This is a genomic window from Allopusillimonas soli, from assembly GCF_004153445.1.
Taxonomy (GTDB): Bacteria; Pseudomonadota; Gammaproteobacteria; order Burkholderiales; family Burkholderiaceae_B; genus Allopusillimonas; species Allopusillimonas soli.
This window is the reverse complement of the sequence record NZ_SDQC01000001.1, coordinates 946,784-964,716: the sequence shown is the minus strand read 5'-3', so window position 1 is coordinate 964,716 and position 17,933 is coordinate 946,784. Positions and strand designations below refer to the sequence as shown.

18 protein-coding genes and 1 tRNA gene are annotated in these 17,933 nt (G+C 58.2%); 10 read left to right on the top strand and 9 right to left on the bottom strand.

Annotated features, from left to right (window positions below; genetic code table 11):
• The first annotated feature begins 6 nt into the window (after window positions 1-6).
• Window positions 7-978: a Bug family tripartite tricarboxylate transporter substrate binding protein gene (locus ERD78_RS04530; RefSeq protein WP_129968036.1), complete on the top strand. Its 972-nt coding sequence runs from the start codon at window positions 7-9 to the stop codon at window positions 976-978.
• 26 nt (window positions 979-1,004) lie between these two features.
• Here ERD78_RS04530 and ERD78_RS04525 read toward each other — a convergent pair whose 3' ends face one another.
• Complete coding sequence (locus ERD78_RS04525; RefSeq protein WP_129968035.1) at window positions 1,005-1,901, bottom strand: LysR family transcriptional regulator; 897 nt, start codon at window positions 1,899-1,901, stop codon at window positions 1,005-1,007.
• A 90-nt stretch (window positions 1,902-1,991) separates the two neighbouring features.
• The gene (locus tag ERD78_RS04520) at window positions 1,992-3,260 is read right to left on the bottom strand and encodes an FAD-dependent oxidoreductase (protein ID WP_129968034.1); all 1,269 of its coding nucleotides are present in this window, start codon (window positions 3,258-3,260) and stop codon (window positions 1,992-1,994) included.
• Between the two features lie 206 nt (window positions 3,261-3,466).
• On the opposite strand from ERD78_RS04520, the gene ERD78_RS04515 reads away from it, so the two are divergent.
• Window positions 3,467-3,649, top strand: coding sequence for a hypothetical protein (locus ERD78_RS04515; protein WP_129968033.1), 183 nt, complete (start codon window positions 3,467-3,469; stop codon window positions 3,647-3,649).
• A 286-nt stretch (window positions 3,650-3,935) separates the two neighbouring features.
• Here ERD78_RS04515 and wrbA read toward each other — a convergent pair whose 3' ends face one another.
• Window positions 3,936-4,541 carry an NAD(P)H:quinone oxidoreductase gene (wrbA, locus tag ERD78_RS04510; protein ID WP_129968032.1) on the bottom strand — a complete coding sequence of 202 codons (606 nt, stop codon included), beginning with the start codon at window positions 4,539-4,541 and terminating at the stop codon, window positions 3,936-3,938.
• Window positions 4,542-4,838: 297 nt separating this feature from the next.
• On the opposite strand from wrbA, the gene ERD78_RS04505 reads away from it, so the two are divergent.
• Both ERD78_RS04505 and ERD78_RS04495 read left to right on the top strand, forming a co-directional pair.
• Window positions 4,839-5,213, top strand: coding sequence for a hypothetical protein (locus ERD78_RS04505; RefSeq protein ID WP_129968031.1), 375 nt, complete (start codon window positions 4,839-4,841; stop codon window positions 5,211-5,213).
• Window positions 5,214-5,812: 599 nt separating this feature from the next.
• The gene (locus ERD78_RS04495; protein ID WP_129968030.1) at window positions 5,813-6,439 is read left to right on the top strand and encodes a PAS domain S-box protein; all 627 of its coding nucleotides are present in this window, start codon (window positions 5,813-5,815) and stop codon (window positions 6,437-6,439) included.
• A 91-nt stretch (window positions 6,440-6,530) separates the two neighbouring features.
• Here ERD78_RS04495 and ERD78_RS04490 read toward each other — a convergent pair.
• Together ERD78_RS04490 and ERD78_RS04485 are read right to left on the bottom strand one after the other, a co-directional pair.
• A tRNA-Ser gene (locus tag ERD78_RS04490) sits at window positions 6,531-6,621 on the bottom strand.
• A gap of 145 nt (window positions 6,622-6,766) precedes the next feature.
• Window positions 6,767-7,231 (bottom strand): Lrp/AsnC family transcriptional regulator, encoded by a 465-nt coding sequence (locus tag ERD78_RS04485; protein ID WP_129968029.1) that lies wholly within the window; start codon window positions 7,229-7,231, stop codon window positions 6,767-6,769.
• A gap of 188 nt (window positions 7,232-7,419) precedes the next feature.
• Here ERD78_RS04485 and mdeB point away from each other — a divergent pair, with 188 nt between their 5' ends.
• The gene (mdeB, locus tag ERD78_RS04480) at window positions 7,420-10,056 is read left to right on the top strand and encodes an alpha-ketoglutarate dehydrogenase (protein WP_245152324.1); all 2,637 of its coding nucleotides are present in this window, start codon (window positions 7,420-7,422) and stop codon (window positions 10,054-10,056) included.
• Here mdeB and ERD78_RS04475 read toward each other — a convergent pair.
• Complete coding sequence (locus ERD78_RS04475; RefSeq protein ID WP_129968028.1) at window positions 10,053-10,385, bottom strand: I78 family peptidase inhibitor; 333 nt, start codon at window positions 10,383-10,385, stop codon at window positions 10,053-10,055. The genes mdeB and ERD78_RS04475 overlap by 4 nt on opposite strands.
• A gap of 266 nt (window positions 10,386-10,651) precedes the next feature.
• Between ERD78_RS04475 and trhO the strand changes: the two genes are divergently transcribed.
• On the top strand, window positions 10,652-11,683 hold the full coding sequence (trhO, locus tag ERD78_RS04470) for an oxygen-dependent tRNA uridine(34) hydroxylase TrhO (protein WP_129968027.1): 1,032 nt from the start codon (window positions 10,652-10,654) through the stop codon (window positions 11,681-11,683).
• Window positions 11,684-12,397 carry a glutathione S-transferase gene (locus ERD78_RS04465; protein ID WP_129968026.1) on the top strand — a complete coding sequence of 238 codons (714 nt, stop codon included), beginning with the start codon at window positions 11,684-11,686 and terminating at the stop codon, window positions 12,395-12,397.
• A gap of 68 nt (window positions 12,398-12,465) precedes the next feature.
• Here ERD78_RS04465 and fabI read toward each other — a convergent pair whose 3' ends face one another.
• The 3 genes from fabI to gloB are packed head-to-tail and all read right to left on the bottom strand — an operon-like array spanning window position 12,466 to window position 15,429.
• Window positions 12,466-13,248, bottom strand: a complete 783-nt coding sequence (fabI, locus tag ERD78_RS04460) for an enoyl-ACP reductase FabI (RefSeq protein WP_129968025.1) — start codon at window positions 13,246-13,248, stop codon at window positions 12,466-12,468.
• A 20-nt stretch (window positions 13,249-13,268) separates the two neighbouring features.
• Window positions 13,269-14,621: a LysM peptidoglycan-binding domain-containing protein gene (locus tag ERD78_RS04455; RefSeq protein ID WP_129968024.1), complete on the bottom strand. Its 1,353-nt coding sequence runs from the start codon at window positions 14,619-14,621 to the stop codon at window positions 13,269-13,271.
• Window positions 14,622-14,628: 7 nt separating this feature from the next.
• Window positions 14,629-15,429 carry a hydroxyacylglutathione hydrolase gene (gene gloB, locus ERD78_RS04450; RefSeq protein WP_129968023.1) on the bottom strand — a complete coding sequence of 267 codons (801 nt, stop codon included), beginning with the start codon at window positions 15,427-15,429 and terminating at the stop codon, window positions 14,629-14,631.
• Between the two features lie 14 nt (window positions 15,430-15,443).
• Here gloB and ERD78_RS04445 point away from each other — a divergent pair, with 14 nt between their 5' ends.
• From ERD78_RS04445 to ERD78_RS04435, 3 genes are all read left to right on the top strand, one after another.
• Window positions 15,444-16,211: a class I SAM-dependent methyltransferase gene (locus ERD78_RS04445; protein ID WP_129968022.1), complete on the top strand. Its 768-nt coding sequence runs from the start codon at window positions 15,444-15,446 to the stop codon at window positions 16,209-16,211.
• Window positions 16,208-16,672, top strand: coding sequence for a ribonuclease HI (gene rnhA, locus ERD78_RS04440; protein ID WP_129968021.1), 465 nt, complete (start codon window positions 16,208-16,210; stop codon window positions 16,670-16,672). Before ERD78_RS04445 ends, rnhA begins: the two co-directional genes overlap by 4 nt.
• Before the next feature lie 137 nt (window positions 16,673-16,809).
• The gene (locus ERD78_RS04435; protein WP_129968020.1) at window positions 16,810-17,928 is read left to right on the top strand and encodes an efflux RND transporter periplasmic adaptor subunit; all 1,119 of its coding nucleotides are present in this window, start codon (window positions 16,810-16,812) and stop codon (window positions 17,926-17,928) included.
• Window positions 17,929-17,933: the final 5 nt, after the last annotated feature.

Genomic DNA, 17,933 nt, shown 5'->3' with positions numbered 1-17,933 from the left:
TATAAAATGCATCGTCGACGGTTTTTGAATACTGTGCTGGGCATCGCCGCAACGGCGCCTCACTGGCGCGTAATGGCCGATGATTTCCCCTCCCGGCCGATACGGTGGGTCGTGCCATATCCGCCAGGTGGATCGACCGATACGGTGGCGCGTACATTGGGCGAGCATATGGCATCATTTCTCGGCCAGCGGGTTATCGTTGAAAACAAGCCCGGTGCTGCCAGCAACATCGGAACGGAGGCGGTCATCCGGGCTCCCGCGGATGGTTATACGCTCCTGCTGGCAGTGCCTCCGCTGGCCGTCAATCCAGCGCTTTATCCCGATCTTGGTTTCGATGCGCTCGAGGCATTGCAGGCCGTCTGTCTTCTGGTCTGGAATCCTAATGTGCTTGTTGTTCCTGCGAATTCGAAAATTAAGTCGGCGCAACAGCTTCTGGATGAAGCGAAGGCAAATCCGGACACCGTCACAGTTGCATCCCCGGGCATTGGGACCGTCCCGCATCTTGTAAGCCTGCTGATAGGGCAGGAGCTTGGCATTGACATTGTTCCTGTGCCCTATAAGGGCAGCGCGGCGCTGAAACCGGATCTGATCAGCGGCAGGGTTTACGCAGCAATGGATAACCTCTTTGCTCAGGTTTCCGCTGTTCGTAGCGGACAGGTACGTGCCTTGGCAACATTGGGGCACACACGTTCCCCGCTTCTGCCGGATGTGCCAAGCATGGCAGAACTCGGCCTGACGGATCTGGTGGGCATGGGTTGGATAGGCGTGGTGATCAGGTCTGACGTGATGCGCGAGCGGCGCCGTATCTTGGAAGATGCGCTCATCCGGTCCGTCAACGTGCCATCGGTATCCGAAAAGCTCGGCAGCATGGGGCTGGAAGTGATTGCCAAATCGCATGAATCCTATCAGCAATTTCTGCAAACGGAAGCGAGTAGGTGGCAGAGCACGATACGCAAGGCAGGTGTGTCCGTGGCGTGATATATGCCTCGTTAACCGCTACTGTGTTATGGCGGGCAGCTCGGGTCAAAGCGTATGTCATGAATCAGCTTGCGTATGTGTGCTACGTCTTCATCGCGGGGGTTGGAGCGCCATTTGGCTGTTACGAGCTGCCGCATTAATGCCGGCTTGCGCAGCGATGTGGCTGACAGGATCCCGTGTTCCACTTCTTCCGCGTAGACCAACGGGGCTAGTATCGTGTAGCCGATACCCATGGCGACCAGCCTTTTGATTTCCGTAACAGAATCAACAACGGCGTGTACATTGAGCGCCGTATGGGTACGGCGTGCATGTGCGTGTATGACTTTGCCAAGGCCATGCCTGTCGCTTGTCAAAATAAGCGGCAGGTTCGCTAAAGCTGCGAAATCCTTGGGCTTTCCTGGGTCCAGATCGCCCGGGGGGCCTACCAGGCCCAAGGCCTCGACCGCAAGCGGGGCAATATCGAAACCTTTCAGTGGCTGGGCCGCAAACAACACGCCTATATCGATGCGACGTTTACTGAGTAATTCAAGCAAAAAGCCGGACATCCCTTCCACGATCTCCACATGCACGCCGAGTGTGCTGAGCGATCTATCGATAAGTTGTGCTGTGAAGGCATGTGTCATGCCATTAGGTATGCCAACGCGTATGGCTCTCGGGATTGGCGGCTTTTGCTTTGCATGCCTGGATTTCATGCGTTCGGCGGCTTCCAGGATACCTACGGCATCGCGATAGGTCAGAGCGCCTGTCTCAGTAAGCGTCACGCCGCGCGTTGAGCGTATCAGAAGCACCGTACCCAGCTCGTCTTCCAATGCTTTAATTTGCGCCGTCAGTGCGGGCTGCACGATATATAGTGCCCGGGCAGCCTTTGAAATACTCCTGTGGCGGGCAGCCTCGACGAAGTATCGCAGTTGTCGTAGTTCCATGAGCAGTATGATCGCGAAGGTCCGGTATAAGTACCCATACGGTGAGTCTACTCACAAAGGTCAAGACTATCCAGCGCTTGGCATGAATCTTCAATCGGCATGAGGCAGGTTGAGCTGGTCGCGCACTGCAGTGCAGCCAGCGCATCCCTTTGCGATTTCATCGGGATCGGGTTTGTTGGCCAGCAGCTTCTGTATCGGGCGAAGAGCCGCTTCGACACTGACGAAACGCATCGCCGCATCGCGCAGTACCGCCAATATCCGGCTCTGGCGGAACATGAGCCTCGCAAGGCTTCGGGACGTATCCTGGGCTGCCTCCACCCGCGGACGCTGGGCGGATTCATAGGCGCGAAGCAGGGCGGCCAGATTGCGGCCATTCTCGTGGCGCAGCATGCCTGCCAGCACCCAGGCCGATTCCATTGCCATGCCTGCCCCAATCCCGGCGGTGGGAAGGAAGCCGGCCGCAGCATCTCCCAGCAACACGGTTCTTCCGACGGACCATTGTGGCGACCGGCAATCCGTCAACGGCCAGAAGAAGGGGGTATTGGCTGCTGCAATGGCCTGAAGGCAGCGCTCCATTCTTGGATTGATGACGGTCAGCTTTTTCCTGACCGTGGCAATGAAGTGTTGGGGGCCGTGCCTGGTGTCCTTGATGTCTCCGCCAAGAAATACACCTAATTTTCCCTTGACGGGATAGACCCCATAGAAAAAGCCTGCTCCCCAGAGCTCTTCGGCCAGCGCCATGTCATTGTCCCCTGGTACCCATACCACCCAGCCGCCCCATCCGGTGTCGACTGTTGCGACTTTACGGTCTCCGAGTATCAGTGCGCGGGTCGAAGAGTGGATGCCGTCGGCAATGACGACCAGATCAAAATCGAGGCCGAGGGCTTGGCGGTCGTCGCCGATTTGCACCGCCACATGGTGGCCATGATCTTGCAGCGTCTTTACTGTGGCGCCGAATGTGACATCGCACCCCTTGTCTGTCAGTACAGAAAGAAGCGTCCCTCGCGCGATCCCGCGATAATCACCATAGCACTCGAGCATGCCCGCTAATGAGTCGATGCGCATCATGGCACCGCGGTGCGCGTGAAAGCCGTAGTCGCGCAAGGCCACACTGCGCGCGCGATATATATCGCGTAGACGCAAGTCCATGAACACATCGTCCACCATGGGCATCAGCGCCAGCATGTAGCCGGGATGCGAATCATCATTATTGCGTTCGATTAGAACCGGGTGGTGGCCTTGCTCGCGCAGCAGTTGCGCGAGGGTGATGCCCGCCACCCCAGCGCCCACTATCAGCACCTTGAGATCGTCCTGCGCAGCCTGCGCGTATTGTTCACTGATGGTCGAGGGATTCAACATGGCAATAATGGGGCTTTTCCTGGTAGGGATCGCATTGTCTCGCGCTGAGACCCCTTGCCGCTAGCGGCGATGGCGAAGGGCCTCTCACCGGTCTCAAGGCAGTATAACGGTGCCGCGGGCAGTCATGTCGGTGACAAGTAAGGCGGGCAGCGGTTCGGCCGGTTTACGGCTATGCTGTATCTTCCGATGGAACAATGAGGAACTTGATGATGGACCGGAAAAACAGGATCGTCGGTGCGGTAGTGGCTGGCATGCTGATTTGTGCATTGGCGGCTTGCCAAAAGGAGGGGCCCGCGGAAAAGGCGGGAAAAGAGATTGACAAAGCGATGAGCAGCGCGGGCAACCAGATACAGGCAGCCGGGGACAAGGTCCGCGAAGCGGTTAATTAGTGCGTCGTGATATCGTGCAAAGATGAAAACAGCCCTGGCGGTGCTTCAGCCGCCAGGGCTGTTCGTGCCCTATAGCTACGCTTTTCGTTAGCGTTGTGGCACACCAGCCTTCTTGAACAGATCCGCCCACTGCGGTACCTGCTGTGCGACCTTGTCGGTAGTGCCTGCGGTGTGGCTTGATCAACCAGCACCTCGGCGCGGGTCACTTTGCTGGTGCCTATGGTGCCTCCGGCACCCGCCTTGTTCTCGATGACATCGTTTGTCCAAGCGCGGCCCTGCAGCCGGTCTAGGCCTGGTCTTTCATGCGCGCGGCAATTTTTGCAACATATTCACCCTGGTAGCGGGCAATGCCCAACTCGCGATCATCAGGCTGCCGCGAACCATCCGGTCCGGCGATTGTGGATGCGCCGTAGGGTGTGCCGCCGCCTGGGACGCTGACGTCGAACAGGGCAGGGTTGGTGTACCCGATGGGGACAATGATCATGCCATGGTGGGCCAGCGTGGTCCAGGTTGAGCTGATCGTATGTTCTTGTCCGCCGCCGGTTCCTGTGGATGTGAATACGCTGGCGATCTTGCCTGCCAAACCACCCTTCGCCCATAAGCCGCCCGTCTGATCCAGGAATGTGCGCATCTGGCCGCTCATGTTTCCAAAGCGTGTCGGTGTGCCGAAGATAATGGCATCGTAATCGCCCAGTTCCTGCGGTGTGGCGACCGGCGCCGGCTGCCCGGTTTTCCCGCCGGCTTTGCGGAAGGCTTCTTCGTTCATTGTTTCAGGTACACGTTTGACGGTGACTTCCACTCCCGACACACTGCGCGCACCTTCCGCAATGCTACTGGCCATTTTTTCAATGTGACCGTACATGGAGTAATACAGAACAAGCAACTTGGTCATGAGGCAACTCCTGCTGGGGTGAATAAGTACCTTAGGTGCAATGCTCGGAATCATGACAGGGGCATCGCCACTGATGATTGTTGTACCACGCTTTTCAGGCGCGTCGCGCCAGGTGAGCGCTGATGTCCAACGCACAGGAGCAGCCTTCCTGGGCCGCTTAGTCTTCCTGCACCAGATCATAAGGTACGGGTAGCTCTGGCACAGCAATTCTCTTGCCGTTAATTTGACCTCGCAGCCCAGCTGAGTACTGGTTATCGCGTGGCTGCAGCATGAAACAGTCTTTTCTTAGGCGTTCACATGAATAAAACCAAGAAAGCCGTTTGTATTTGCTCAGTAGTTCTGGTCGCGGCTTTTTCCCTTCCTGCTTTTGCCCAGACTGATACGCAGTCCATGACACCTGATGAAATCGATGCGCGTCATGACGCAGACATGAAGCATTGCGACACACTCAAAGGCAATGACCGCGATGTTTGTGAGAAGGAAGCGGATGCCAGGCGCGACTCGGCGAAGGCAAATGCCAAGGAAGGCAAAGAGACCGCAGAAGCCCGTCAAGAGGCTACGGAAGAGAAGCGCGATGCAAACTATGACGTGGCGAAGGAAAAGTGCGACGCAATGTCGGGTGATGCCAAGGACCAATGCATTGCAAATGCAAAAGCCAAGTACAACAAATAGTCTCATTTTTACGCGGCAGCCTAGCCAAACTTAAAGGATCAATCATGCAAGACAATCAAGCCCCCAATACTCAACCCAACCAGCAGCCCAACCAGCAGCCAAATCAGCAGCCAAATCAGCAGCCAAATCAGCAGCCAAATCAACCGGGACAGTCTCCGGACCGCGACAGACAGGGTCCGTCCGCAACAGACAGCCTCTCTCGGCCAGAAGGCGAGGGCCAATCATCACAAACGGGTAAGCCCAGACAGTGAGGGCAGTTATCGTCCTGGGTGAAAAAGCAATGTACAGGGTCCGCCACGGTGCGTGGGTCACGCATCAACACCCTTGAGCAGCGGTTTGGAGGAGACATTGAATTCCCGGCGCAGGTCGGCCATTGCTGAGGAATTCGACTTGCGGCCTCCGCCGGGCCAGTGCGATAGCACATCCTGCGGCGGAGGACACGGTTTTGGGCTTGTACGAGGTTCATCGCATCCGGTTTTATGGATATAGGCAAAATATGTTGCAGCGCAGCATTATTATTGCTATGCTCACAATTTCGGCATTACTTGATATTTAAACTATTCGGATAAAAATCAGAAGGCTGATCTTTGGAGCAATCAATGGATGATGCGGGCTTCCGGCTCCTCGCCGAAAATGCCTTGGATATGATCTGCTTGGCCGAATCAAATCTAAGCATGAGTTATGCCTCTCCCTCCTGCGAAATAATCCTGGGATGGAAACCGCATGAGATGGTGGGCAAAGGACCCGATTCTTTTGTTCACCCCGACGATCTATCAATTGTTGCTGCAGCGCACAAAAAATTGGAAGTCCATGGTGTCGACCGCAGTCCAACTGTTGTGCGCATGCGCCGAAAGAGTGGAGGGTACATATGGATGGAGATCAATGCCCGCATCATCGCCAAGGAGGATGGTGCCTATCAAGTGGTCCTGGTAATGCGAGATATCAGCGCCAGGTGTGGGATCCCCGACGACACGCCGGACAGTCGGGAACTGTCTTTGCGCATGGCTAAGCGTGTGATCTCACAAATGGACTTGTACGTCACGAAATCCGGGCATATTGCGTTTCTACAGGGGTTCAGGGAGACACTCGCGGGAGAAACAGTGTTTTTCGGTTCCGTGTTGGATCATATAGATGGAAAAACTGTATCCAGACGCCTGGAGTGGTCGCAGGACGGTCAGTGCATCAATAGCGATGATGAGCGGGATTGGATAGTGCGCAAGGCTTAACTGCGTGAGTCCTGACAATGGGGCAGAGTCTAAAACAGCCCCAAAATAATGACACGCTTAATTTATATGTGCTTGATTTTATTGTATTTATTGGCGGACAGAGGGGGATTCGAACCCCCGATACGCTATTCACGTATACACGCTTTCCAGGCGTGCGCCTTCAACCACTCGGCCACCTGTCCGTACACTTTTGACAAAAGCGAAGTCCGCCATTCTAACAGAATTGCCGTCATTTGATTTGCGCAGAGGCGCTGGCAGGCTTTTTGTGCAGTGCCGGCATCGGACTTCACGCACTCACGCTGTCGCGCTTGGGGTCTGGCCTGCATACTATCGCTGCAGGGGCAGCGCCGTCTTATAGGACACCTGTTTCAGCGCAAAGCTGGAACGTATCTTGTCTATGCCGGGTATGGATGTCAGATGCTCCAGGATGAAGTGCTCAAGAGCTGCGATGTCTTCGACCGCGACACGGATCAAATAGTCGGCATTACCCGTCATCAGATAGCACTCCATGACTTCGTCGTGTTCGCCGATTCGGCGTTCGAAATCCGCCAGTGCTTCCTTGTCCTGGGATTTCAGACTGATGGAAATGAATACGTTCAGTCCCAGACCCAAGGACGGCGCATCCACCAGTGCCACATAGCGTTTGATGATATTGGCCGACTCCAGCGCCTTGACGCGCGCCAAGCAAGGCGAAGGCGAAAGATGGATGCGGCGCGCGAGTTCGACATTGCTCAATGAGGCGTCGCGCTGCAGCTCGTCCAGGATGCGTAAATCGGTACTATCCAGTTTCATGGGGATATGCAGATTCAAATGCTGAAAGTTTTTACTTAAAAAGCATTTTATGCTGAAAAATGCGAGTAATGCCTATCGATTCAGAACCAAATACGCATTCTTTCGATGCAGAATAGCACTAGAACGGAGTGCGTACGCCCGCGTTGAGGGCGTCATGGCAGCGCAAGGCGCAGTGGCTTGAGAAGTGAATGGTGACCGATATGCTCATGAATACGTTTGGCCCGAATAGAAATCCTATCGACATTGATCCAGAAGAAACCGGGGAATGGCGGGAAGCCTTGCGAGCAGTGCTTGAAACGCAGGGCCCAGAGCGCGCGGCATTTATCCTTGATGCCTTGCGTGACCAGGCCCGCCGCGATCGGGTGAGATGGATTCCACGCATGGAAACCGCCTATGTCAACACGATTGGCGCCGACGAGCAGCCCGATTTCCCTGGCGATCTGGCGCTTGAGCAGCGACTATGCGCCATCATGCGTTGGAATGCCATTGCCATGGTGCTGCGTGCTAACGCGGCCTATGGCGAACTGGGCGGCCACATTGCGAGCTATGCGAGTGCCGCCGATCTGTTCGAAGTGGGATTCAACCATTTCTTTCATGCGGGCAGCGCAAGCTGTCCGGGCAGGGGGGATTTGGTCTTTTTCCAGCCCCACAGCGCGCCTGGCGTCTATGCCCGGGCTTTTCTTGAGGGACGCCTCGATGCGCATGATCTGGCGCACTACCGTCAGGAACTGCGTGGCCCTGCTGAGGGCGCGCGGGGGCTGTCCAGCTATCCGCATCCATATTTGATGCCGGACTTCTGGCAGTTTCCTACCGGCTCCATGGGCATTGGGCCTATCAGCTCTATTTACCAGGCGCGCTTCATGCGCTACCTCACGCATCGGAACTTACTTGATTGCGCTAGTCGCAAGGTATGGGGCGTGTTCGGAGATGGAGAAATGGACGAGCCCGAGTCCATGAGCGCACTGACGCTGGCTGCCCGGGAAGGCCTGGACAATCTGGTGTGGGTGGTAAATTGCAATCTGCAGCGCCTGGATGGCCCGGTACGGGGCAACGGCCGCATTATTGGCGAGCTTGAGCGTCTGTTTTCCGGCGCTGGATGGCATGTTATCAAGGTGCTATGGGGCAGCGATTGGGATGGGCTGTTCGCACGCGATATTGACGGCGCATTGGCCAATGCGCTGGCCGAGACCGTGGACGGGCAGATGCAGACCTTCGCTGCCAAGGACGGCCGCTACAACAGGGAAAACTTCTTTGGCCGCAACGATGCGCTGGCCCGTCTTGTACAGGGGCTTACCGACGAACAGATCGATCAGTTGCGCCGGGGCGGGCACGACTTGGTCAAGATTCATGCCGCCTATGCGGCGGCCGCGCGGCACGCCGGCCAGCCCACCGTGATTCTTGCCCATACCAAAAAAGGGTATGGCATGGGCAGTGCCGGCCAGGGGCGCATGACTACTCATTCGCACAAAAAATTCGGCACGAATGATCTTCTGGCGTTTCGTGACCGATTCGATCTTCCATTGAGCGATGCGCAAATCCAGGACCTGGCCTTCTACAAGCCTGCGGACGACAGTCCCGAGATGCGTTACCTCCATGGCCGCCGCAAGGCGCTTGGCGGCTATCTGCCGTCCCGTCGCACTGATGCCGACCGCCCCCCGGTACCACCTTGCGACAGCTACGCGCGCTTTGCCTTGGCTTCCGACGGGCGGGAAATTTCCACTACCATGGCGTTTGTACGCATGCTGGGCAGCCTGATGAAAGATGCGGCCCTGGGGCCGCGCGTGGTTCCCATTGTGGCCGATGAGGCCCGCACCTTCGGCATGGCCAATCTGTTCAAGCAAGTCGGCATCTATTCGAGCGTCGGCCAGCGTTATGAACCCGAGGACATAGGCTCCATGCTCAGCTATCGTGAGGCACGCGATGGCCAGATACTGGAAGAGGGCATCAGCGAGGCCGGCGCAATCTCCAGTTGGGTGGCAGCGGCCACTAGCTATAGTGTGCACGGCATTGCGATGCTGCCTTTCTACATTTACTACTCCATGTTCGGCTTTCAGCGCGTGGGGGATCTGATCTGGGCCGCTGCCGACCAGCGTCCGCGGGGATTCCTGATTGGCGCGACATCGGGGCGCACGACGTTGGCTGGCGAGGGCCTGCAGCATCAGGATGGCACAAGCCACCTGCATGCGGCAACTATCCCGAACTGCAAGGCCTACGATCCGGCTTTCGCTTGCGAGTTGGCCGTGATTGTCGATCATGGCATGCGTGAGATGCTGGAGGAGCAGCAGGACGTGTTCTATTACATCACGGTGATGAACGAGAATTACGGCCAGCCGCCGCTGCCTGCAGGGGCGAACGAACACATCCTGCGCGGCGGCTACCTGTATGCAGGCATCGGCTCGGCGCAGGCCTCTGAGCGGGTTACGCTGCTTGGGTCAGGCGCCATCCTGCCCGAAGTGCTCCGGGCGGCGGAGATCCTGGCAGGCTTGGGCTTTGGCTGCGATGTACTCAGCATTACCAGTTGGAGCGAACTGGCCCGCGACGGCAGGCGAGCGGAGGAGGCCGGCCTGTGTGGTGAGCCTGCCGATGCGCCGCATATCACGCAGTTGCTGCGACACTGCGCCGGACCGGTGATTGCGGCGAGCGATTATGTACGTGCCGTGCCCGAAGCCATTCGGGCCTACGTGCCGCAAGGGCGCAGGTATTTTACGCTGGGTACCGACGGCTTTGGCCGCAGTGATACGCGCAGCGAACTGCGTCGGTTTTTTGGCGTCGATGCAAAGGCTGTAGTGGATGCCGCACTGGCGGTCTCAGGCGCAAGCGCCTAGCTGCAGTTCACGCTGACGACGATATCCTGGTCATCCACCTTGAGATTCAGCCTCTGGGGGTTGTATTCCATCGTAATGACGTCGTGAGGCCGCAGGGCTCGCGCTTGCTTGGCATGGGCAGCCTTGCGGTACTGTTCGATCAGATCGGGGCTGACTTTCTTGCCGACCGCTGATTCGGCCAGATCTGCGTCGCAGGTATCGCCGTTCCGCGATTCTGTTGATGCGGAAGGCATGGCGCTGCCGGAATCCGAGATATTGGAGGCGCCGCCGGCGCAGCCGGCAAGAAGGAACACAACGGCGAAGGCGCCGGGAATGAATTTCCAGGGCATGGCAATTCCTTTCTGGGTTCATTCAGGATGAATGGCCTATCCATATGATGAATGGCTACTTCATCATACTGGAAAATGGCTGCATCGCACGCCCGTCGGAAACAAATGGCACGGTATGGTTAATAACCTGTGAAATGTCCGCCTGCCTGCAAGGAGTTGGTAAAATGAATACATACCATCCGATGCCGCACCGGCTCTCGTCGCGCGCGATTGCCGCACAGTCTATGCACCTTATGCGCATCAATCCATGAAAGCCCGAGATGCACATGCCAGAATCCTCCTCCTCGTCCATTCTTGTTGCCGCCTTGTACAAATTTGTGGAGTTGGCCGATTTTCGAGATATGCGTCAACCCTTGCTTGACCTGTGCGAGGCCCGCGGCATTACCGGCACGCTGCTGTTGGCGCGGGAAGGCATTAACGGCACCATTGCGGGCGAGCCCGATGCGCTGCGCGCCGTCCTGACGCATTTGCGCACCGACCCGCGCCTTGCCGATCTGGAGCACAAGGAATCACAGGCGCCCGCAATGCCGTTTTATCGCATGAAAGTCAAGCTCAAGCGGGAAATCGTCACCATGGGCGTGCCCGATATCGACCCGGAAAACATGGCGGGTACATATGTCGAGCCCGACGAATGGAACCGTCTCGTCGACGATCCTGATACGGTGGTGGTGGACGTGCGAAATGACTACGAAGTGGGTATCGGATCCTTCCGAGGCGCCGTCAACCCGCATACCACATCGTTCTCGGCGTTTCCGCAATGGGTCAGGGAGCAGTCGGGCGAGGGCGGTGTTCTGGCCCGAGGCGCCAAAGTGGCGATGTTTTGCACCGGCGGGATACGCTGCGAGAAATCCACCGCCTATTTGCGTTCGCAAGGTTTCGACCAGGTATTTCATTTGCGCGGTGGCATACTCAAGTACTTGGAAACGGTGCCCGAGGCGGACAGCCGCTGGGACGGGCAGTGCTTCGTCTTTGACGAACGGGTGTCTGTGGGACATGGTCTGGCCCCGGGCGAGTACGCATTGTGCCGTGCCTGCCGGATGCCGCTCAGCGCCGAGGACAAGCTGTCGGAACATTTTCAGGAAGGGATCAGTTGTCCCCATTGCCACGATCGCCACACTCCCGAGCAGAAACGCCGCTTCGCCGAGCGGCAGAGACAGGTGGAGCTCGCCCGGGAGCGTCATGCGCGTCACATCGGCGCCAGAATGCCTTCCCCTCACCATACCCGGGATCAGGCCAGCCCGGAGAGCAAATCGTTGCCGACGGGGTCCGAGGGTGAAAGCATGACGTCCGCGCATTGAGTGAGCCAAGCATTGCCCATACTCTATTCGTTCCGTCGCTGCCCTTATGCCATGCGGGCAAGGCTGGCCCTGCTTGCCAGCGGCATGCGTTGTGAACTCCGGGAGGTAGTACTGCGCGACAAGCCCCCCGCCATGCTGGCGGCGTCACCCAAAGGCACAGTGCCCGTGCTGGTGGATGGCGGTGAGGTGGTGGACCAGAGTCTGGACATCATGCTGTGGGCTTTGCGGCGCCACGACCCTTATTCCTGGCTGGCGCCGCAGGCGGAAGACGTGGCTGGCATGCTGGCTCTCATTGACGCTTGCGACCAGCATTTCAAGCCGCAATTGGATCGTTACAAATACCCACAACGTTTCGAGGGCGCTGACGCGAGCGCCAGCCGCGATACCGCAGCCCAGTGGCTGCGGCAACTAGAGGCTCGTCTCGCGAGGCAGCAATACCTTTGTGGAAGCCATATCGCGCTGGCTGACATGGCTATTCTGCCATTCGTACGCCAGTATGCGCATGTGGACGATGGATGGTTTCAGGAGCAAGGCTGGCAACGCCTGTCTGGCTGGCTTGCCAGCTGGGAACAAGGCCCATGGTTTGCGGGAATCATGGCCAGGCACGCCCCCTGGCGGGCGGGCGAGACAGGGCCGGTGTTTCCAGATGAAGCTGCGATTGCGCGGCTGCGTCACCTGGTTGGCGAAACCGCCACAATTGGCGCACAAACGTGACCAAGGAAAATGAGGCACCGAGTCGGCGCCTTGTTTTGCATCAGCCAAACACGCAGTTTCGCAGCGGATTAGTCCATGCCAGGGATCACGGTTGAAAAGCCGCCATCCACATGCGTGACTTCCCCGGTGATGCCCGCAGCTAGATCCGAAAGGAGGAATGCCGCCACGTTGCCCACATCCTCAATCGTGATGTTGCGGCGCAGCGGCGCGTGCTGTTCGACAAATTTCAGGATGCTGGAGAAATCCTTGATGCCGCTGGCCGCCAAGGTCTTGATTGGTCCGGCGGAAATCGCATTGGCGCGAATGCCCTGTGGGCCCAGTGCCGTGGCCAGATAGCGAACGCTGGCTTCGAGCGAAGCCTTGGCCAAGCCCATGGTGTTGTAGTTGGGTACGACCTTCTCGGAACCCAGATAGGTGAGTGTGAGCACCGAGCCATTGCGGCCTTTCATCAGCGGCAGGGCGGCCTTGGCCAGCGCAGGGAAGCTGTATGCCGAAATGTCGTGGGCAATGCGAAACGCTTCGCGCGACATCCCTTCCAGAAAATCGCCTGCGATGGCTTCGCGGGGTGCGAATCCGATGGAATGGACAAGTCCGTCGAAGCCATCCCAGCGGTCGCCCAGTTGAGCAAAGGCTTTTTCGATCTGTTCGTCTTCGGCCACATCGCACGGTATGACAATATCGCTTCCCAGTTCGGAAGCATAGTCGGAGACGCGGTCTTTGAAGCGATCTCCCACGTAGGTAAACGCCAGATCCGCGCCTTGGCGCCGACAGGCGCTGGCGATGCCATACGCAATGGAGCGATTGGAAATCACGCCGGTTACAAGTATGCGTTTGCCTGCAAGGAAACCCATGTGTTCAGTCCTCAAGTTGATTATCCGCGTATGCCCGTTCCTGGTATGCGCAGCTTCTTGCCCAGGGCCAAGGTATTACCCTTCAGGTTATTGAGCCGGCGCAGTTCGGTGACGGACGTGTTGTAGCGCTTGGCCAGCGAAAAGAGGGTGTCACCTCGTTTCACGGTGTGCACGCGTATATTGGGAGAGCGCCGAAGGACACGGATATCGCCTTTGCCGGGCTTGCCGTCGCTGGGCTGTTCGAGCGAAGCCAGCATGATACGACCCTTGGCCGAGCGAGGCACGAGCAGCGTCTGGGCGACGGCGCGATGCTGCTTTTTGCTCAGGCCATTGAGGCTGCGCAGGGTTTTGACACTGATGCCATAGCGTTTGGCGATGGCGGCATAAGACTCGCCCTTTTTGCTCTGATAGGCCTCCCAGGAACTGAGATCTCCCTTATAGGCGGCCAGGTTGGCATTGAAAATATCAACCCGGTCTGCGGGCAGAAGCAGTGGGGCGCCGCGCGAGGCCAGCATGACGGGAAGGTTGTAGGACGCATTAAGCGCCTTGAATTCATCAAGCGGCATCTCGGCCAGTTTCGCCGCAATGGCAACATCCATGTCCTGCTGCTTCCGGATTTGCGCAAAATAGGGAGTATTATCCACTTCGGGCAGGGCAACACCGTAACGGGCGGGATCGGCAATGATGTTTTTGATGGCTTGGAGCTTGGGCACATAATTGCGCGTTTCATCGGGCATATCGAGGAACAGATAGCCCGTGGGTTTGCCCGCAAGCGCGTTTTTCTCCATGGCGCGCCTGACCGCACCCTCGCCCCAGTTATAGGACGCCAGCGCCAGATACCAGTCGCCCTGGAAATCGTACAGGTACGAGAGATAGTCCAACGCCGCCTGCGTGGAGGCAATGGGGTCGCGCCGCTCATCGCGCCACCAGTCTTGCTCAAGATCGTAGTGGCGCCCCGTGCTTGGAATGAACTGCCACAGGCCCGAGGCTTTCGAGCGCGACAGGGCAGTTGGATCGTAGGCGCTTTCAACGAAGGGCAACAGGGCCAACTCTGTGGGCAGACCGCGCTCGTTCAATTGATTGACGATGTAGTACAGGTACTTGCTGGCCCGCATGCTCATGATCTGCACCGACTCGGGGTGCGAGGCGTAGTAGTTGGTCCAGTAGTCGACCAGGTCTGTGTGGAGATTGGGAATGGCGAAACCGCGGCGAACGCGGTCCCACATGTCGCGGGGAGGATGAGTAAGGTCAATGGTGCGCGAAGTCTCGGCGGCCGAGTAACTATGTTTCTCCGGGGCGTATGGGTTCTTGGGGGCGGTGGCGCAGCCTGCCAGGAAGGCGACGAGAAACAGAGTAAATAGACGCAGTATCATTGGCGGTTCATTGAAAATTGTTTTTCCATTCACGCAAACAGGAAAACACCTGGACCGGGTTGGCCAGCGCAATACCGGCTTGCTGGGCGGCGGCCTGGGTTACGGCAGGATGCGAAGTCCTGACGAAAGGGTTTGTATCAAGTTCGCTTTCAATTGTCGAGGGCAGGGTCGGGCGGCTCTGGGCACGAAGCTGCGAGGCCTGCGACCACCTTTGCTGCAGGGCGGTATTGCCGGGCTCCACCTGGAGCGCCCAGCGCAGATTGGACAGCGTATATTCGTGCGCACAACACACCAGCGTTGCCGGCGGCAAAGCGCATAGTTTACCCAGAGATTCCACCATTTGTGCAGGTGTGCCTTCGAACAGGCGCCCGCAACCCCCGGCAAAAAGTGTATCACCGCAGAACAGCACGGGGGTTTCGGCGCCCAGATGCCCGTAGTAGGCAATGTGTCCGGCGGTGTGTCCCGGCACGTCCAGCACGGTCAGCGACGCGTCGATGCCCGGTAGCTGCAGGGTGTCGTTCTCCTTGAGGCGATGATCGCAGGCAGGTAGCTTTTCGGTGGCGGGACCATATATGATGGCGCCGGTCTGCTCGCGCAACTCGAGCACGCCCCCCACATGATCGCCATGATGATGAGTGAGTAAAATGGCCTCCAGCGTCAGGCCATACTTCGCCAGGGCCTGACTGACGGGGGCGGCTTGGCCCGGATCCACCACGACGGCGCGCCTGCCCTGGCGCAGCATCCAGATGTAGTTGTCGGTAAATGCGGGCAGAGGTTCGAGTTCGATACGAGTGTCGGTGTTTGCCATAATCGGGAGAGAATGTGCCTGCCTACCAACCCATTATTCTGGAGCTTGCCGAGTGGCTGGAGACGCCGCCGGGCAAATATGTGCGAAGCTGGGAGCAAGCGCAGGTTGACGCCATGGTGGGTAATGTATTTGGCTATCATGCCATACAAGTGGGCCTGCCGCATTGGGACTTACTGCAATCAAATCGTATTCCGTGCAAGGTGCGCACGCATCCCGAGCACGAAAACGCGGCCGAGGCGGGTGCCGTTCTGGTGGCGGAGCCGGAACGCCTGCCTTTCGAGTCCGGCAGCGTCGATCTGCTGGTGCTCCCGCACGTGCTGGAGTGCTCCGCCGATCCGCACCGCATCCTGAGAGAAGCAGAGCGTGTGCTCGTGCCGGAGGGGCGCGTGGTCATTTCCGGCTTCAACCCTTGGAGCCTGTGGGGCGCAAGCGACCGCATTCCAGGTCTTGATCCCTTGCTGCCCGTACCAGTGCATATGCAGGTATCGCTGCCGCGCCTCAAAGACTGGTTCAAACTGCTGTCCTTCGAACTGGATCGGGGCCGCTTCGGCTGCTACCGTCCTGCTTGCTCGGATCAGGCCTGGCTGGACAGATGGGCGTTCATGGACAAGGCGGGAGATCGCTGGTGGCCGGTATGCGGTGCGGTTTATGTCGTATCTGCTATAAAGCGGGTGGCCGGCATGCGGCTGGTGGGGCCCAATTGGAAAGCGGCTCGCAAGCGTGTGCGGCGTCAGGCTGTTGTAACAGGCAGGCATTCTGTGCAAAAAACCAGGCATCGATGAATACAAACCAAGTAGAAATCTGGACAGACGGGGCCTGCAAGGGCAACCCGGGCGTTGGCGGCTGGGGGGCGTTGCTGCGCCAGGGGCGCCACGAAAAAACCCTATGCGGCGGAGAGGCCGCCACCACGAACAATCGCATGGAGCTTATGGCGGTCATAAAGGCCCTGGGCGCACTCAAGCGTCCCTGTCGGGTCGTCATCCACACTGATTCCCAGTATGTACAGAAGGGCATGAACGAGTGGCTCGCCAATTGGAAGCGCCGCGGATGGCGTACCGCCGACAAGAAACCCGTCAAGAACGCCGATCTTTGGCAGGCTCTGGATGAGCTCGTGGGCGAACACGATGTCAGTTGGCGCTGGGTGCGAGGGCATGCGGGTGATCCTGGCAATGAGCGTGCCGACCAATTGGCCAATCAGGGCGTGGAAATGGCTCGGGCAGAAAATTTACATAATTCCGTGTAATTATTTGAAAACTAGTGCTAAAGTCACATCTTGTCTCTGGAAACGGTAAGGGCGTCTTCTCTGCGTACTGGACCGGGTGCGGCAGCCTGTTGCCAAATTGTATGTGCCTGGCGTGATATCCAGGCTTTTGTTGCCTCATGAAGAACTCCACTCGCGGGATTGCCCTGGCACTGGTGCTGGGTGTTGTATTTGGCGCCATAGGCGCCAGTTGGCTATTGATGCGCTATGGATACCTGGCGGGTTTTGGCGATGGCCATCCCATGTCTGTGGCCGAAAACCAGCCCGTCCCTAAAACACAGGTGGAGGTGGCGCCAGTCGAACAGACGACATTGGCGCGCGATATCGCCGCCGTAGGCAGCTTGCGGTCCCAGGATTCCGTCGTGTTGCGCCCGGAGATCTCCGGACGGATTTCCCAAATCAACTTCGAACAAGGCCGCAGCGTGGAAAAGGGCCAGGTGTTGCTGCGGCTGGACGATAGCGTAACGCGGGCCGAACTCATGCAGGCACAGGCCAATCTCAGTTTGGCCAGAAGTCAATACCATCGCTCTGAACAGCTCGTGAAGCAGGGCTTTATCAGCAAGCAGGCGCGGGACGAGGCGCTCAGCAAGCTCAAGGTGGCCCAGGCAGCCGAGGCACTGGCCCAGGCGCACCAGGACAAGACCATGATTCGCGCGCCTTTCGATGGCGTAATGGGGCTGCGCAATGTGTCAGTGGGGGACTATGTCAGTCCCGACAGCGAACTTGTTCAGCTAGAGTCCCTCGATGTGCTGGATGTGGATTTCCGCGTTCCCGAGCAATATTTCTCCAACGTGCATGTGGGGCAGAAGCTCGTATTGAGTTTCGATACCCTGTCGGGGAAGGCGCGAGAAGGCGAGGTGGGTGCCATCAGCCCCTTGCTCGACGCATCCGGCCGCTCCATTCTGCTGCGCGCCAGAGTAAGAAACGATGACCGCGCCTTGCGGCCAGGTATGTTTGCGCGCGTTCGTCTGCAGTTCTCCGACGACCAGGCGCTGATGATCCCGGAGATTGCCGTGGCGCCGGCGGAAGACGAGCAGTATGTGTTTCGTGTCGTGAACGGGCGCGTCGAGCGTATCTCCGTCAAGCTGGGGCTGCGCAGGGGCGGGCGCGTGGAGGTGGTTGAGGGCTTGATGGCCGGCGATATGGTCGTGACACGCGGGCTGCAGAATATTGCCTCGGGTGATGAAGTGCACACCGTACGTGCCACCACGCCGCCCGCGACGGCCCCGGCCTCCTGAAGGCG

Coding starts and splice junctions, on each gene's coding strand:
- ERD78_RS04530 (WP_129968036.1), top strand. CDS start 7: ATGCATCGTCGACGGTTTTTGAATACTGTGCTGGGCATCGCCGCAACG.
- ERD78_RS04505 (WP_129968031.1), top strand. CDS start 4,839: ATGAATAAAACCAAGAAAGCCGTTTGTATTTGCTCAGTAGTTCTGGTC.
- wrbA (WP_129968032.1), bottom strand. CDS start 4,541: ATGACCAAGTTGCTTGTTCTGTATTACTCCATGTACGGTCACATTGAA.
- ERD78_RS04435 (WP_129968020.1), top strand. CDS start 16,810: ATGAAGAACTCCACTCGCGGGATTGCCCTGGCACTGGTGCTGGGTGTT.
- rnhA (WP_129968021.1), top strand. CDS start 16,208: ATGAATACAAACCAAGTAGAAATCTGGACAGACGGGGCCTGCAAGGGC.
- ERD78_RS04495 (WP_129968030.1), top strand. CDS start 5,813: ATGGATGATGCGGGCTTCCGGCTCCTCGCCGAAAATGCCTTGGATATG.
- gloB (WP_129968023.1), bottom strand. CDS start 15,429: ATGGCAAACACCGACACTCGTATCGAACTCGAACCTCTGCCCGCATTT.
- trhO (WP_129968027.1), top strand. CDS start 10,652: ATGCCAGAATCCTCCTCCTCGTCCATTCTTGTTGCCGCCTTGTACAAA.
- mdeB (WP_245152324.1), top strand. CDS start 7,420: ATGGTGACCGATATGCTCATGAATACGTTTGGCCCGAATAGAAATCCT.
- ERD78_RS04525 (WP_129968035.1), bottom strand. CDS start 1,901: ATGGAACTACGACAACTGCGATACTTCGTCGAGGCTGCCCGCCACAGG.
- fabI (WP_129968025.1), bottom strand. CDS start 13,248: ATGGGTTTCCTTGCAGGCAAACGCATACTTGTAACCGGCGTGATTTCC.
- ERD78_RS04475 (WP_129968028.1), bottom strand. CDS start 10,385: ATGCCCTGGAAATTCATTCCCGGCGCCTTCGCCGTTGTGTTCCTTCTT.
- ERD78_RS04455 (WP_129968024.1), bottom strand. CDS start 14,621: ATGATACTGCGTCTATTTACTCTGTTTCTCGTCGCCTTCCTGGCAGGC.
- ERD78_RS04485 (WP_129968029.1), bottom strand. CDS start 7,231: ATGAAACTGGATAGTACCGATTTACGCATCCTGGACGAGCTGCAGCGC.
- ERD78_RS04520 (WP_129968034.1), bottom strand. CDS start 3,260: ATGTTGAATCCCTCGACCATCAGTGAACAATACGCGCAGGCTGCGCAG.
- ERD78_RS04515 (WP_129968033.1), top strand. CDS start 3,467: ATGATGGACCGGAAAAACAGGATCGTCGGTGCGGTAGTGGCTGGCATG.